This window comes from Streptococcus sp. 9.1(2021), assembly GCF_030466425.1.
Taxonomy (GTDB): Bacteria; Bacillota; Bacilli; order Lactobacillales; family Streptococcaceae; genus Streptococcus; species Streptococcus wuxiensis.
This window is the reverse complement of record NZ_JAGQFU010000002.1, coordinates 328,581-344,468: the sequence shown is the minus strand read 5'-3', so window position 1 is coordinate 344,468 and position 15,888 is coordinate 328,581. Positions and strand designations below refer to the sequence as shown.

At 41.9% G+C, this 15,888-nt stretch carries 13 protein-coding genes; 5 read left to right on the top strand and 8 right to left on the bottom strand.

The annotated features are described in order from the left end of the window. Positions 1-1,290, bottom strand: a complete 1,290-nt coding sequence (locus tag KBU52_RS07400; RefSeq protein ID WP_281137565.1) for a carbohydrate ABC transporter permease — start codon at positions 1,288-1,290, stop codon at positions 1-3. A 123-nt stretch (positions 1,291-1,413) separates the two neighbouring features. After that, on the bottom strand, positions 1,414-2,685 hold the full coding sequence (locus KBU52_RS07395) for an extracellular solute-binding protein (RefSeq protein WP_254724669.1): 1,272 nt from the start codon (positions 2,683-2,685) through the stop codon (positions 1,414-1,416). Between the two features lie 417 nt (positions 2,686-3,102). On the opposite strand from KBU52_RS07395, the gene malQ reads away from it, so the two are divergent. Both malQ and glgP read left to right on the top strand, forming a co-directional pair. Continuing rightward, complete coding sequence (gene malQ / locus KBU52_RS07390; protein ID WP_254724670.1) at positions 3,103-4,620, top strand: 4-alpha-glucanotransferase; 1,518 nt, start codon at positions 3,103-3,105, stop codon at positions 4,618-4,620. A gap of 23 nt (positions 4,621-4,643) precedes the next feature. Beyond that, positions 4,644-6,902 carry a glycogen/starch/alpha-glucan family phosphorylase gene (glgP, locus tag KBU52_RS07385; protein WP_254724671.1) on the top strand — a complete coding sequence of 753 codons (2,259 nt, stop codon included), beginning with the start codon at positions 4,644-4,646 and terminating at the stop codon, positions 6,900-6,902. A gap of 53 nt (positions 6,903-6,955) precedes the next feature. Here glgP and KBU52_RS07380 read toward each other — a convergent pair whose 3' ends face one another. Together KBU52_RS07380 and tyrS are read right to left on the bottom strand one after the other, a co-directional pair. Beyond that, on the bottom strand, positions 6,956-7,804 hold the full coding sequence (locus tag KBU52_RS07380) for a putative RNA methyltransferase (RefSeq protein WP_254724672.1): 849 nt from the start codon (positions 7,802-7,804) through the stop codon (positions 6,956-6,958). A 53-nt stretch (positions 7,805-7,857) separates the two neighbouring features. Next, on the bottom strand, positions 7,858-9,114 hold the full coding sequence (gene tyrS, locus KBU52_RS07375) for a tyrosine--tRNA ligase (RefSeq protein WP_254724673.1): 1,257 nt from the start codon (positions 9,112-9,114) through the stop codon (positions 7,858-7,860). A 183-nt stretch (positions 9,115-9,297) separates the two neighbouring features. Here tyrS and mutL point away from each other — a divergent pair, with 183 nt between their 5' ends. From mutL to KBU52_RS07360, 3 genes are all read left to right on the top strand, one after another. Then, the gene (gene mutL / locus KBU52_RS07370) at positions 9,298-11,247 is read left to right on the top strand and encodes a DNA mismatch repair endonuclease MutL (RefSeq protein ID WP_254724674.1); all 1,950 of its coding nucleotides are present in this window, start codon (positions 9,298-9,300) and stop codon (positions 11,245-11,247) included. A 121-nt stretch (positions 11,248-11,368) separates the two neighbouring features. Further along, positions 11,369-11,962 carry a Holliday junction branch migration protein RuvA gene (gene ruvA / locus KBU52_RS07365; protein WP_142558944.1) on the top strand — a complete coding sequence of 198 codons (594 nt, stop codon included), beginning with the start codon at positions 11,369-11,371 and terminating at the stop codon, positions 11,960-11,962. Between the two features lie 9 nt (positions 11,963-11,971). Then, positions 11,972-12,535, top strand: a complete 564-nt coding sequence (locus KBU52_RS07360) for a DNA-3-methyladenine glycosylase I (RefSeq protein WP_254724675.1) — start codon at positions 11,972-11,974, stop codon at positions 12,533-12,535. Positions 12,536-12,589: 54 nt separating this feature from the next. Here KBU52_RS07360 and KBU52_RS07355 read toward each other — a convergent pair whose 3' ends face one another. From KBU52_RS07355 to KBU52_RS07340, 4 genes are all read right to left on the bottom strand, one after another. Further along, positions 12,590-13,627, bottom strand: a complete 1,038-nt coding sequence (locus KBU52_RS07355) for a S66 peptidase family protein (protein WP_254724676.1) — start codon at positions 13,625-13,627, stop codon at positions 12,590-12,592. A gap of 155 nt (positions 13,628-13,782) precedes the next feature. Further along, on the bottom strand, positions 13,783-14,046 hold the full coding sequence (locus tag KBU52_RS07350) for a SemiSWEET family transporter (RefSeq protein WP_004250486.1): 264 nt from the start codon (positions 14,044-14,046) through the stop codon (positions 13,783-13,785). A 200-nt stretch (positions 14,047-14,246) separates the two neighbouring features. Then, on the bottom strand, positions 14,247-14,921 hold the full coding sequence (locus KBU52_RS07345; protein ID WP_006146142.1) for a DUF1129 domain-containing protein: 675 nt from the start codon (positions 14,919-14,921) through the stop codon (positions 14,247-14,249). A gap of 12 nt (positions 14,922-14,933) precedes the next feature. After that, entirely contained in the window at positions 14,934-15,878 is a 945-nt protein-coding gene (locus KBU52_RS07340; RefSeq protein WP_004250490.1) for a magnesium transporter CorA family protein, read from the bottom strand. Positions 15,879-15,888: the final 10 nt, after the last annotated feature.

Here is a 15,888-nt window from a genome sequence, read left to right as displayed (position 1 = left end):
TTAGACGTCCTCCATATCAAATGCGTGTAGTTTCTTGAATGCAATCATAGAAATAGAGATGACAATGATTGAAATAATCAAGGTAACAGCAGCTGCCATAGAGTATTGAGGAGCTGTACCAGTTGTCAAACGGTAGATCCATGAGATCAAGATATCGGTTGAACCAGCTCCACCACCGACACTACCAGGACCACCACCATTGAAGAGGTACATGATAGAGAAGTTGTTGAAGTTGAAGGTGTATTGGCTGATCAAAGTAGGTGCCGCAACGGCCAAAATCATTGGGAAAGTGATGTTGCGGAATTTTTGCCAAGCGTTTGCACCGTCGATATAAGCTGCTTCATACAAGTCATTTGGAATAGACTGTAGGATACCGAGAGTCAAGACGTAGATATAAGGGAAACCAAGCCATCCTTGCATCATAATCAAGGCAATTTTAGTCCAAGTTGGATTTGTCTTCCAAGGGATAAGAACGCCATCTAAGAAAGGAAGAACCTTAGCAAAAAGTGGCAAAACTTGAGTATTGATAGCACCAACACTATCGTTGAACATGTTTGAGAATGTCAAGATAGTGATGAAGGCTGGAACCGCCCAAGGTAGAAGGAAGATAACACCAAAGATACGTTTACCCTTGATGAATGGTTGGTTAGCAATAATAGCTGTAAAGATACCGAGTACGATTTGCAAAGTAGATGCAGATAAAGCCCAGATAATAGTCCAAGAAAGGACAGAACCGAAGGCTGAACGGAAGGTACTTAAGCTCCAGATATTTGTAAAGTTAGTCAATCCAACCCAATCCAAGAGTTTGTTTGGTGGTAAATGTTGGAAATCGTAGTTAGTAAAGGCAATCATCAAGGTTACAATAACCGGGAAGATGATTGCAAATGTCATGGCAACGTAAGATGGAATGATAAGCAAGTAAGGGAATCCATTTTCATAGATACCTTTAATCATATCCTTAAGTGTCGATGGGACAGGGATGCCATTATTGATACGTTTTGCAATAGTGTGAGCGTCTTTAATATTGAGAATATAAAAGGCTAGATAAACAATTACAAAAATAGAGTGGAATGCACCACGAATCAACATGAAGAGAGAGTTGTCACGGCCAGGTTTTTCACCAAGCGTGATTAAGTTGCTCAATTCAGGTGCTGCAAGTACTATAAAATAGAGGACAAAAGCCACTGTTACAGCAAGGAAGATAAAACCTTTAGCTTTTTGTTTGTTGTAGATTTGTCCCAACCCAGGAATCAATGAAAGCAAGGCTGCTTTTTTTGGTTGTTGTTCCATGAGTGCTCCTTTCATAAGATACGAGCATTGAGCTCGATGCTAATCAGTAATACTACTGAAAACATTGTCAATGTATCTAAAAATCAAGGGAGATGTTTAAATTATCTCCCTTGAATCAATCAATTAGTTACCAAATTTTTGTTGGATTGTTTCTTTGATCAATGTTACAGCATCATTAGCAGCTGTTTTAGCATCTTTCTTACCGCTTACGGCGTCAAAGAGCATTGTTTTAGCTGGGTCCCAAACTGTTGACATTTGAGAGATGTTTGGCATTGGTTGTGCGTTCTTGAACTGCTCGATAACAGCTGTAGTCAACTCATCTTTTTTACCTTCAGCGTAAGCACGAGCTTCAGTGTTAGCTGGGATTTCGTTAGTTGCATCGTAGAATGCTTTTTGTTGTTCAGTTGATACAAGGTAGTCTACAAATTTTTGAGCGCCTTCAAGGTTCTTAGTGCTTGATGGGATGATCCAAGCTTTACCACCACCAAAGGCTGCGTAGTTTTTGCCGTTTGGAAGAGTTGGGATAGTTGCAACACCGTAGTTTACTTTAGCATCTTTGAATGCTTGAGCTTTCCAAGGACCATCGATGATAGCAGCTGTTTTACCTTCTTGGAATTGAGTTTGGATCAAGTTTCCAGCACCTTCAGTATCTTGCATACCTTTAGGCCATTTTTCGTACCAAGTTTTAGCGTATTCGATTCCTGCGATAGCACCATCGTTAGCAAGACCGATATCTTTAGGATCTTTACCATTTTGACCGAATACATAACCACCGTTACCAGCAAGGAGTCCGTATGCGTAGTAGAAGTTTGTCCAGTCAGCTAGGAAGGCAGTAGTTTTACCATCTTCACCAGCGAAAGCGTATTTGCTATCTTTAGCAAGGTTTTCTAAGTCAGCAAATGTTTTTGGAGCTTCTTTGAGCAAGTCTTTGTTATAGTACATAACAAGTGACTCGATAACGGCTGGAGCGCCGTAAACTTTACCGTCAGCAGCTGTTACAAGAGATTTAGTAGTATCATCTGTTTTAGCACCGTCGCTTAGTTTAACTTCTGAAAGTTGTCCATCAGTACCAAGGCTACCTACACGGTCGTATGGTGCCATCATAACGTCAGCAGCTTGACCTGATTGGTTGTCAAGTGAAAGTTTGTCAAGTCCGCCAAGTTGGTCACCAGATTTGATGTTAACTTTTGTACCTGATTCTTTTTCATAAGCAGCAGCAACTTTCTCAGCGTAAGCTTTATATTGGTCTTCAACGTAGAAAGTGATTTCTTGGCTTCCTGATGCAGAAGAATCAGCTGCTTTATCAGCAGTTTTGCTTCCGCAAGCTACCAAAAGCAAGCTAGCAAGAGTAGCAGTACCAAGTACAGCAGCGCTCTTCATGAATTTAGTTGACATAGTGTATTCCTCCTAAAGAATAACAAATTTTAATTTCGAGGAAACGCAAACGTTTTCCCTTATGACCTTAGTATAGCACAAACAGAAAACGGTTGCAAGCGTTTTTTTGAAAAAATTTTAAAAAGCTTGTGACTGGCTAATTCCTAAAATTGTTTGTATAATAGAAGAGAAATAGGAAATCGTGTAAATTTCAATTCAAAAATAATTGCAGGGAAACGATTGCATAAATAGAAGACGAAACAAAGGGAGGGGGAAATTTAAAATATAGGGAATTTCCGATTTCGGAAATAAAAAGTAGGGAAAAAGTTTTTTTTACAAACGCTTGCATTTATTTTAGAAATGGGGTATACTTGACTTAGCGCAAACGTTTGCGCAAAGATTGAAATAATTAACAATATAAACACTTGAGGTGCTAATATGAAAAAACGTCAAAGCGGTGTGTTGATGCACATCTCATCACTTCCAGGAGCATACGGAATCGGATCATTTGGTCAAAGCGCTTATGATTTCGTTGACTTCTTGGTTCGTACAAAGCAACGCTACTGGCAAATCCTTCCTTTGGGAACAACTAGCTATGGAGATTCTCCATACCAATCATTCTCAGCTTTTGCAGGTAATACTCACTTTATCGACCTTGATATTTTGGTGGAGCAAGGTTTGTTGGAAGCAAGTGATCTTGAAGGTGTGGACTTTGGTAGCAACCCAACTGAAGTTGACTACGCTAAAATCTACTATGCACGTCGTCCACTTCTAGAGAAAGCTGGCAAACGTTTCCTTGAAGTCGGAGATGTCAAAGACTTCGAAAAATTTGCTCAAGAAAATCAATCATGGCTTGAACTATTTGCAGAGTATATGGCTATCAAGGAGCATTTTGATAATCTTGCTTGGACAGAATGGCCAGATGCAGATGCTCGTGCTCGTAAAGCTTCAACTCTTGAAAGCTACCGTGAGAAATTAGCTGACAAGCTTGTTTACCACCGCGTAACCCAATACCTTTTCTTCCAACAATGGTTGAAATTGAAAGCATACGCTAACGAAAATCACATCGAGATTGTCGGAGATATGCCTATCTATGTAGCGGAAGATTCAAGCGATATGTGGGCTAATCCACATCTCTTTAAAACGGATGAAAACGGAAAAGCGACTTGCATCGCAGGATGCCCACCAGATGAATTCTCTGCTACTGGTCAGCTTTGGGGTAACCCAATCTATGACTGGGAAGCAATGGACAAAGACGGCTACAAATGGTGGATTGAACGCTTGCGTGAAAGCTTCAAAATCTACGATATCGTTCGTATCGACCACTTCCGTGGATTTGAGTCTTACTGGGAAATCCCTGCTGGTTCTGAAACAGCGGCACCTGGTGAGTGGGTGAAAGGTCCTGGCTACAAGCTTTTTGCAGCCGTTAAGGAAGAGCTTGGTGAGCTAAACATCATCGCAGAAGACCTTGGATTCATGACTGACGAAGTTATTGAACTACGTGAACGCACTGGCTTCCCAGGAATGAAGATTCTTCAATTTGCCTTCAACCCAGAAGACGAAAGTATCGATAGCCCACACTTGGCACCTGCCAACTCTGTTATGTACACAGGAACACACGATAACAATACAGTTCTTGGTTGGTACCGTAATGAGATTGACGATCCAACTCGTGAATACATGGCTCGTTACACGAACCGTAAAGAGTATGAAACAGTGCCACACGCAATGCTTCGCACAGTATTTTCATCAGTTAGCTTCATGGCTATTGCAACCATGCAAGACTTGCTAGAACTAGATGAGTCAGCTCGTATGAACTTCCCATCTACTCTTGGTGGAAACTGGTCATGGCGTATGACAGAGGATCAATTGACTCCTGCTGTCGAAGAAACTTTGCTTGACTTGACTACAATTTATCGCCGAATCAATGAAAATTTGGTAGAATTAAAGAAATAAGACATTATCAGGAGACACAAAAAATGTTACCATTAAAAGAATTTGTACAAAATCGTTACAATAAATCTATCGCAGAATGTAGTAACGAAGAGCTTTACCTTGCTCTTCTTAACTACAGCAAACTTGCAAGTAGCCAAAAACCAGTCAACACTGGTAAGAAAAAAGTTTACTATATCTCAGCTGAGTTCTTGATCGGTAAACTCTTGTCTAACAACTTGATTAACCTTGGTCTTTATGACGAAGTTAAAAAAGAACTTGCTGACGCAGGTAAAGAGTTGATCGAAATCGAAGAAGTAGAATTGGAACCATCACTTGGTAATGGTGGTTTGGGACGTTTGGCAGCCTGCTTTATCGACTCAATCGCTACACTTGGTTTGAACGGTGACGGTGTTGGTTTGAACTACCACTTTGGTCTTTTCCAACAAGTGCTTAAAAACAACCAACAAGAAACAATTCCTAACGCTTGGTTGACTGACCAAAACTGGTTGGTTCGTTCAAGCCGTAGCTACCAAGTGCCATTTGCACACTTTACATTGACATCTACTCTTTACGATATCGATGTACCTGGTTACAAAACAGCTACTAAAAACCGTTTGCGTTTGTTTGACTTGGATTCAGTTGACTCTTCTATCATCGAAGATGGTATTAACTTTGATAAGACAGACATCGCTCGCAACTTGACTCTTTTCCTTTACCCAGACGATAGCGACAAACAAGGTGAATTACTACGTATCTTCCAACAATACTTCATGGTTTCAAACGGTGCTCAATTGATCATCGATGAAGCAATCGAAAAAGGAAGCAACTTGCATGACCTTGCTGACTACGCAGTTGTACAAATCAACGATACTCACCCATCAATGGTGATTCCTGAGTTGATCCGTCTTTTGACTGAACGTGGTATCGAACTTGATGAAGCAATCTCTATCGTTCGTAGCATGACTGCCTACACAAACCACACAATCCTTGCTGAAGCCCTTGAAAAATGGCCTCTTGAATTCTTGGAAGAAGTGGTTCCTCACTTGGTACCAATCATCAAAGAATTGGACCGTCGTGTTCGTGCTGAATACAAAGATCCAGCTGTTCAAATCATTGATGAACATGATCGTGTTCACATGGCTCACATGGATATCCACTACGGATACAGTGTAAACGGGGTTGCCGCTCTTCACACAGAAATTTTGAAGAACTCTGAGTTGAAAGCTTTCTACGATCTTTACCCAGAAAAATTCAACAACAAAACAAACGGTATCACTTTCCGTCGTTGGCTCATGCATGCTAACCCAAGCTTGTCTCACTACTTGGATGAGATCCTTGGACGCGAATGGCACCATGAAGCTTCTAAATTGGAAGACCTTCTTTCATACGAAGACAAGGCTGCTGTCAAAGAAAAATTGGAAAGCATCAAAGCTCACAACAAACGTAAGTTGGCTCGTCACTTGAAAGAACACCAAGGTGTGGAAATCAATACTAACTCTATCTTTGATATCCAAATCAAACGTCTTCACGAGTACAAACGTCAACAAATGAACGCTTTGTATGTCATCCACAAATATCTTGACATCAAGGCTGGTAATATCCCTGCTCGTCCAATCACAGTATTCTTTGGTGGTAAAGCAGCTCCTGCCTACACAATCGCTCAAGACATCATCCACTTGATCCTTTGCTTGTCAGAAGTGATCGCAAACGACCCAGCAGTAGCACCACACTTGCAAGTAGTAATGGTTGAAAACTACAACGTTACTGCAGCAAGCTTCCTCATTCCAGCATGTGACATCTCAGAACAAATCTCACTTGCTTCTAAAGAAGCTTCAGGTACTGGTAACATGAAATTCATGTTGAACGGAGCTTTGACTCTTGGTACTATGGACGGTGCTAACGTGGAAATCGCTGAGTTGGTTGGAGACGAAAACATCTACATCTTTGGTGAAGATTCAGAAACTGTTATCGATCTTTACGCAAAATCAGCTTACAAATCAAGTGAATTCTACGCTCGTGAAGCGATCAAACCTTTGGTTGACTTTATCGTGAGCGACGCTGTTCTTGCAGTTGGTAAGAAAGAACGCTTGGAACGTCTTTACAATGAATTGATTAACAAAGATTGGTTCATGACTCTTCTTGACTTGGAAGACTACATCAAAGTGAAAGAGCAAATGCTTGCTGACTACGAAAACCGTGACGCATGGTTGGATAAAGTCATCGTCAACATTGCTAAAGCAGGATTCTTCTCATCTGACCGTACAATCGCTCAGTACAACGAAGATATCTGGCACTTGAACTAAGATTAAACAAAAACGCATCTTTAATAGATGCGTTTTTTCATATTTAAACTAATTTACAGTGCTTTCCCAACCAGAATCTCTGCTTCGATAGTAATCTCAGTCAACTGACTCCAGTCAATCTTGCTTTGATCGACGTGAAAGAGTAGGGGCGTCATGCTGAGTAAGGCCTGTCTTTGCTCTGCGGTGATGGACTTGGTCAGGGAAGCTATCTGACTAGATTGGATGCGGAAATGTTCCTGGAAATGTTCCTTGATATCTTGGTTGGAATAGTCCTTCTTTGTTAGTTGCTCCTGTACCATTTGGCGGATTTCTTTAAGGTGATTTTCAGTTGGTATGACCTTAATTAAGATACCATTTTGAGATAAAACACGACGAAATTCACTGTAGTTAGCAGGGGAAAAGATATCAAGCAGGATATCCATGCTGGCGTCTTTTATAGGAAGACGAGCCAGGTCGCCAACGAACCAGTTGACTGCCCAGTTGGTTTCACTTTTAGCAGCGATTTGGACCGAGTCTTTTGAAATATCAAAGGCATAGAAGGTTTTATCAGAGTGACTTTCTTGGAATTTACGAGAGTAGAAGCCTTCGCCACAACCGATGTCCAAGACAGTTTTTGCAGATGATTTAGTCGCTAGTAGGTCCGAGATGCCTTCTAAGATAGCCTGATAAAAGCCAGCTTCTAGGATTTGCTGGCGATTTTGAAAGTTTTCCTTGTCGTAGTTGGCCGATTGCTTGATTTGTGGTGCTAGATTGACATAGCCGAATTTTGCTAGGTCAAAAGAATGGCGGTTGCTACACTTGAGGCTAGTCTCAATCAAGGTCAGATTTTCTTGGCAGATAGGACAGGCAAAGGCACTAGCAGAAGCAAAGCGCTGGAGTTTGGGTTTGAGGTTTGTATTCATAGTTTTAGTCTAGCAAAAAAAGGACTGGATAGCAAATGCCTCCAGTCTGTTTTTTAATATGTAAGGACGAAGTATTTTTTCTTACCACGGCGGATAACAGTGAGTTCGTTCTCTAACTTATCTGCGTCACTCAAGACATAATCAAGGTCTTGGATACGGTCGCCGTTGACATAGATAGCTCCATTTTGTACGTCTTCACGGGCTTGGCGTTTTGAGTTAACCACGCCAGAAGATACAAGAAGTTCAACGATGTTGTGATTTTCGTCTACCTGTACTTGGTAGTTTGGCACGCCACGAAGTCCTTGTTTGAGTTCTTTGACAGAAAGGTTTTTGATATTTCCTGCAAAGAGTTGTTCAGTGATGTTAAGGGCTTCTTTGTAGGCTTCTTCTCCGTGGACAAGAGTCACGACTTCACGAGCGAGGACTTTTTGAGCCAAGCGTTCGTGTGGTGCTGCTTCGAATTGTTTGCGGATGTCTTCAATCTCATCAAGTGACAAGAAAGTAAAGATTTTCAAAAAGCGAACAGCGTCAGCGTCCATAACATTCATCCAGAATTGGTACATTTCGTATGGAGAAGTCTTTTCAGGGTTGAGCCAAACAGCGTTCCCTTCAGATTTACCAAATTTCTTACCAGTTGCGTCTGTGATGAGTGGAACAGTGATTACGTGACCAGTTTTATCAGCCTTACGACGAAGCAATTCTGTACCAGCTGTCATATTTCCCCATTGGTCAGAACCACCGATTTGGAGGGTTACATTGTGCTCTTGGTTAAGGACAAAAAAGTCGTACCCTTGCATGATTTGGTAGGCAAACTCAGTGTAAGAAATCCCTGTTTCAATCCGTTTTTTAACAGACTCCTTGCTCATCATGTAGTTAACAGTGAAGTATTTTCCGATATCACGGAGGAAGTCAATGAAGCTGATGCTGCCAAACCAGTCGTAGTTGTTGACCATGACAGCTTTATTTTCACCATTTTCAAAGTCAAGAAAGCGAGAAAGTTGTCCTTGGATAGACTTGACCCAGCCATCTACTGTGTCTTTTGTTTGGAGACTACGTTCAGCATCTTTGAAGGACGGATCTCCGATGAGACCTGTAGCACCGCCAACGAGCGCATATGGTTTGTGACCTGCTAACTGCAAGCGACGACTTGTCAAGATTGCGACAAGGTGACCTAGGTGAAGGCTGTCAGCAGTTGGATCGTAGCCAGTATAATAAGAAACTTGACCTTCTTCTAGGGCTTTGCGCAAAGCTTCTTCATCAGTCGTTTGAAAAATCAAACCACGCTCTTTTAGCTCATCAAAAATGTGCATGTGTCTTTTCTCCTTTTTAAAATATTGTTTCTACCTATTTTACCACAAACTTGGCAAATAACCTAGTAAAATCGGGAAGAAAGTTGCTACTCGGACTTTTTTGGAAACGAGTGAAATATGGTATAATAGCACTAGCTTATTTTCAGAGAAATAGATAAAAATCGTTAAGAAAGGGGCTGAAAGATGTCTCATATTATTGAATTGCCAGAAGTCTTGGCCAACCAGATTGCAGCAGGAGAAGTGATTGAACGTCCTGCCAGCGTAGTTAAAGAGTTGGTTGAAAATGCTATCGATGCCGGCTCAAGCCAGATTGTTGTTGAAATTGAAGAAGCTGGTCTTAAGAAAATCCAAATTACAGATAATGGGCACGGGATTGCCCACGATGAAGTCGAGTTAGCTCTCCGCCGTCATGCGACCAGTAAGATTAAGAATCAAGCGGATCTTTTTCGGATTCGGACCCTCGGTTTTCGTGGTGAAGCCCTGCCCTCTATCGCATCTGTTAGTGTACTGACTCTTTTGACAGCAGTGGATGGAGCAAGTCACGGGACCAAGTTAGTTGCTCGTGGAGGAGAAGTTGAAGAAATCATCCCTGCGACCAGTCCTGTTGGGACCAAAGTTTGTGTGGAGGATCTCTTTTTCAACACACCAGCTCGTCTTAAGTATATGAAGAGCCAGCAGGCAGAGTTGTCTCATATCATCGATATCGTCAATCGTCTAGGCTTGGCCCATCCTGAGATTTCCTTTAGCCTGATTAGCGATGGCAAGGAAATGACACGAACAGCTGGCACGGGTCAACTGCGCCAGGCCATTGCTGGAATCTATGGTTTGGCTAGTGCCAAAAAGATGATTGAGATTGAGAATGCTGACCTAGATTTTGAAATTTCTGGTTTTGTCTCATTGCCTGAATTGACACGGGCTAATCGTAACTATATCAGCCTTTTTATCAATGGCCGTTATATCAAAAACTTCCTGCTCAATCGTGCTATTTTAGATGGTTACGGCAGCAAACTCATGGTGGGGCGTTTTCCACTAGCCGTTATTCACATTCAAATCGATCCTTATCTGGCAGATGTCAATGTGCACCCGACCAAGCAAGAGGTAAGGATTTCCAAGGAAAGAGAACTGATGGCGCTGGTTTCAGAAGCTATCGCAAAGAGTCTCAAGGAACAGACCTTGATTCCAGATGCCTTGGAAAATCTGGCCAAATCTACGGTTCGCAATCGTGAAAAAGTAGAGCAAACGACTTTGCCACTGAGAGAAAATACGCTCTATTATGAAAAAAATGAACCGACAAGACCGACACAAGCTGAGGTGGCAGACCATCAGGTGAATCTGACGGAAGAAAGACAGGATTTGAATCTGTTTGCCAAGGAAACCTTGGACCAGATGACCAAGCCAGCTAAACTGCATTTTGCAGAGAGAAAGCCTGCTAGCTATGACCAACTGGACCATCCAGAGTTAGACCTGGCTAGTCTTGATAAGGCTTATGACAAGTTGGAGCGGGAAGAATCTTCAAGCTTCCCAGAGTTGGAATTTTTCGGTCAGATGCACGGGACTTATCTCTTTGCACAAGGTCGAGATGGGCTCTACATCATAGATCAGCACGCGGCTCAGGAACGGGTTAAGTATGAGGAGTACCGTGAGAGCATTGGCAATGTTGACCAGAGCCAGCAGCAACTCCTAGTGCCCTATATCTTTGAATTTCCTGCGGATGATGCCCTTCGTCTCAAGGAAAGAATGCCTCTCTTAGAGGAAGTAGGCGTATTTCTAGCAGAGTACGGGGAGAATCAATTTATCTTGCGCGAACATCCCATTTGGATGGCAGAGGAGGAAATCGAGTCTGGAATCTATGAGATGTGCGATATGCTCCTCTTGACCAAGGAAGTTTCTATCAAGAAATACCGAGCAGAGCTAGCCATTATGATGTCCTGCAAGCGGTCCATCAAGGCTAACCATCGTATTGATGACCACTCGGCTAGACAACTCCTCTACCAACTCTCTCAATGTGACAACCCCTATAACTGTCCACACGGACGTCCTGTTTTGGTTCACTTTACCAAGTCGGACATGGAAAAGATGTTCCGTCGCATTCAGGAAAATCACACAAGCCTACGAGAGCTAGGAAAATACTAATACTTTTCGAAAATCAAATTCAAACTGCGTCAGCCTTACCTTGTCTAACTTAAGTTATGCCTACGGTTAGCTTCCTAGTTTATTCTTTGATTTTCATTGAGTATAAATTGAAGGGAAAATTATGTACGAATATCTAAAGGGTATTATTACCAAAATTACTGCTAAATACATCGTTCTAGAAACTAACGGTATCGGCTACATTCTGCATGTAGCTAACCCTTATGCCTACTCAGGGCAAGTCAACCAAGAAGCACAAATCTATGTGCATCAAGTCGTTCGCGAAGATGCTCATCTACTTTACGGTTTTCGCTCGGAAGATGAGAAGAAACTCTTTCTCAGCTTAATCTCTGTATCAGGCATCGGCCCAGTTTCAGCTCTGGCTATCATCGCAGCCGATGACAATGCAGGCCTCGTTCAAGCTATTGAGACTAAGAACATCACCTACTTGACTAAATTCCCTAAAATCGGTAAGAAAACAGCCCAACAGATGGTATTGGATCTAGAAGGTAAGGTGGTTGTGGCAGGGGACGACCTCCCTGCTAAGGCTGCAGTTCCATCTAGCAGTGACAACCAAGAACTGGAAGAAGCTATGGAAGCCATGTTGGCACTGGGCTACAAGGCAGCAGAGCTCAAGAAAATTAAGAAATTCTTTGAAGGAACGACAGATACAGCAGAGAATTATATCAAGTCGGCCCTTAAGATGTTGGTGAAATAGGAGATTTCTATGCCAAAACGCTGTGGCTGGGTTAAAATGAACAACCCTCTGTATGTAGCCTACCACGATGAGGAATGGGGTCAACCCCTACATGACGACCGAGCGCTTTTTGAGTTGCTTTGTATGGAAACTTATCAGGCTGGACTATCTTGGGAAACAGTGCTCAACAAACGACAAGCTTTCCGAGAAGCCTTTTATGGCTATCAAATTCAAGCAGTCGCAGAGATGACTGACACCGAATTGGAAGCTTTGCTGGATAATCCAGCCATCATCCGAAATAGAGCTAAGATTTTTGCGACACGTGCCAACTCCCAAGCCTTTCTACGACTACAGGAAGATTATGGTTCTTTTGATGCCTATCTCTGGTCTTTTGTTGAGGGGAAAACTGTCGTTAACGATGTTCCTAATTATCGCCAAGCCCCAGCTAAAACACCTTTGTCTGAGAAATTAGCCAAAGATCTCAAAAAACGAGGCTTTAAGTTCACTGGGCCAGTTGCTGTCTTGTCTTTTCTACAAGCTGCAGGTTTGGTTGATGACCACGAGAATGATTGTGAATGGAAAAGCGGTAAGTAGTGAGTACAGATAGCGAAAGTATTTGAGAATATTGAAAAAGCTGAGAAATTCATCTCAGCTTTCTTTGTTATAGTCAAAGCGAATGACTTGATCCGTTGCATCTACATACGCGTGGACTCCAAAGGGAATAATTGCTCTTGGTGTGGCATGGCCAACGTTTAGATTATAGACAATCGGGATAGTGCTATCAATGATGTCCATTAAAGCCTCCTTATAGTCGTCATAGAAGGTTTCATCCATAGGTTTTCCGACCAAGAGTCCACTGATGACTTCAAATATCCCAGTGTTCTTTAAAGTCCGCAACATCTTTTTGAATTCTTCAGGTTCAGGCTTTTCTTCGCTTGTTTCTAGCAAGAGGATTTTTCCTTCCCAGTCTGACAAGTCAGGGAAAAGTTTGTATTTTTGGCAGAGGTCTGTGCTATCTGCATATCGAGAGTTGTCAAAGATATCGTAGAGGGATTCGAGGCAACCGCCGAGGATTTCCCCCTCGAACTGTGCAGTTCCTTGTAACAAGTCAAAACCTGTATTTGTATGGCTGACACGAGGTGTTCCCAGAGCCTTGGGACTAAAATCAGTCCGTTCCTCATACCAAAGGTCACTAGGTCGAATTTCTGAGATTCTTCCCGTCTCAATCAATTCTTTGAAGTAGTGGAGGCTATATGGCAACATTTCTTTGTCTAACTCACAAATGTCTGCTAGAAATGATTGGCCGTAAAAAGTCTTGATGCCTAGTTTATGCAACATGAGGTGGTTCATGGTCGTATCCGAGAAGCCAAGAAAAATCTTTTGTTTGATAACTGTTTCTAGTTGGTCATTTTCAAAAAGATAGGGTAATAAACGATAGGTATCGTCTCCACCGATGGCACATAGTATCATGTCGATGCTATCATCAGAAAAGGCCTGAATTAAATCCTCTGCACGTGCTTTAGGATGGTTCTTGATAAAGTCTAAACCTTTTAGTGAATGAGGTAAAAAGATAGGATTGAGTCCGAGGTCTTTGAGTCGTTGGGCCCCCAAGTCCACTTCGTGTTTGACAAAGTCTTCTCCGATAATGCCACTAGACAAACTAACAATTCCAATAGTAGAAGACATATATTATCCTCCTAGAAATAAATTGATGCTATTGTATCACAAAAGATGAGGGGAAACAACAAGAATTAGAGCCAGAAGAAGGCTTTTAGATCAAGAAAGTAGTAAAAAAGCAACCAATCGTGTGGTTGCTTTTTCTTTTTATATTAGTTGCATTCTTATAGAGCAGTAAGGAAGGTCAGTCCGCCAAGGATAACCCCAGCCGAGTTTGGAATGATTAGAATCCAGTCTTTCTTAGGCTCTTTTGTCCATCCATAAATGACCCAGATTAAGCAAGAGACTGCTGCTGATAAAGGTTGAAATGGTTGAGCTTTATTTCCTTGTAAATTGGCAAAAATTTGGGGGATGTAGGCTATAAATACAATAATCCCGATAAAGGCACCAATTGAACCAACAATTTGATTAATTCTCTGTTTAGTCATATATATTTCTCCTTATTACTTTATTAGTATAACAGAAAAACAACTTGGATTCAAGGACAAAACCTCGGGATTCTAAGGAAAGACTTTACATTAGAACGTTTTTAGAAAATGTAGCTACTTTTCTTTGGAGAATAAAAAAAAGCTTTGGAGCCATAATAAAAGTAGTCTGTCTGTAAAACACACTACTTTTATTGTTTATCTTAATATCTAGCAGGTCCGGCACTTGCGCTCTTGATGTTGAAACGTTTTTTGAGGTAGAAACGTAGGGCAAGGAGAGCTCCTCCAATCACCAACAAAACAAGAGGTGGTAAGCTGATGTTGATGGCTTGTGGAAGGAAGTTACTCAAGAAGAGGATGAAGACCCAGGCAAACATGGTTGCTAACATAACCAAAAGTGATTTCCAGAATGGAGGGCGTTGGCTGCGGTCAGTATCTGGTCCGTAGTAGCGGTAGATGAAGTGGTAGAGCAGGTAAAAGGCAACTCCACCAAAGGCCCCTACACTGATAAGTGTTACCAATCCGTAAGCTACTGGCTGGTTTGAGAAGAAGCTCATCAAGGCGCTAACTACTGCAAATAATCCTGTGATGAAAAGGGCTGAATCCAACATCATCAATTTTGGATCGTCGTTTTCTTTTGGATGTTCTTTTTCGTATTGCTCTTTTTCGCTGAAACTATGAGCCCAGTGAGTTGGTGCTCCGTAGATAGAACGAGCTGTCACTCCTTTTGGTTGCTCCTCAAGGATATGAGGAATGACTTCTTCAAGGATAGCCTTGATTTCGGCATCGGTTTTCCCGTCCTTGAGAAATTGCTGGGTTGCAATATGGATAAATTCTTGGTTTTTCTTTGTTAATTCTTTTAAATCAATCTGTGACATAATAACTCCTGTTTAGAACCATTTTTTATGGATGAGGTAAAGAGTGAGAGAAACACTCATGGCAAAGGCGATAAAGACGATGAGCCAGAAAGCGTGCGGTTCTCCGTTTAAAGGAATTTCATTATCCTTAAAGTTCATTCCGTAAGCTGAGAAAATCATGGTCGGGATAGACATAACGATGGTCACGAGGGCCAAGGTTTTCATGATATTGTTCTGGTTGTTTGAAATGATAGAGGCAAAGGTCTCTGTCATAGAGTGAAGGACGTTTCCATAGATATCCGCCATCTCGATGGCCTGTTGCGTTTCAATCAAGGTATCTTCGAGTAAGTCTTCATCTTCAAGGTATTTCTTGATATTGCTAGTTGCGCTGGTCAATTTTTTAATCACGCGCTCGTTTGTCTTGAGAGAGGCCTTGAAGTAGACGATGGTCTTTTCCAACTCCATGAGTTCAATCAACTCTTCATTTCGAGTAGACTTGTGAAGTTGAGTTTCGATTTGCTCACTCTTACGTTCGATTGAACGTAGGGCAGTTAGGTAAATCTCCGCATTGCGGTAGAGGATTTGGAAGATAAAGCGCGAACGCATAAAGGTATAGAAATTTCGAAGTCTCCGATTGATAAAGACATCTAGAAGTGGGAGAGGTTCCAAGCAAGTAGTAATAATAGCCTCCTCTGTGATGATAATCCCCAAGGGAATGGTCACATAGTAGGTGCGGTTATTTCTCTCCTCGGTAATGGGAACGTCCACGATGATCAGAGTGTATTCATCTTCAATGGTAATACGAGACATTTCTTCCGCATCGAGTGGTGCACGGAGGTCAGCGATATCAATATCAAAGGCAGAAGCGATTTCCATCGATTCGCTTTGTGTAGGATTGACGAGATTGATCCAAGTGCCCGGTTGGAGCGTATCGATCTCTTTAAATTCTGTTGTTGTTGAGAGAAAGACTTGTTTCATATCCCCTATC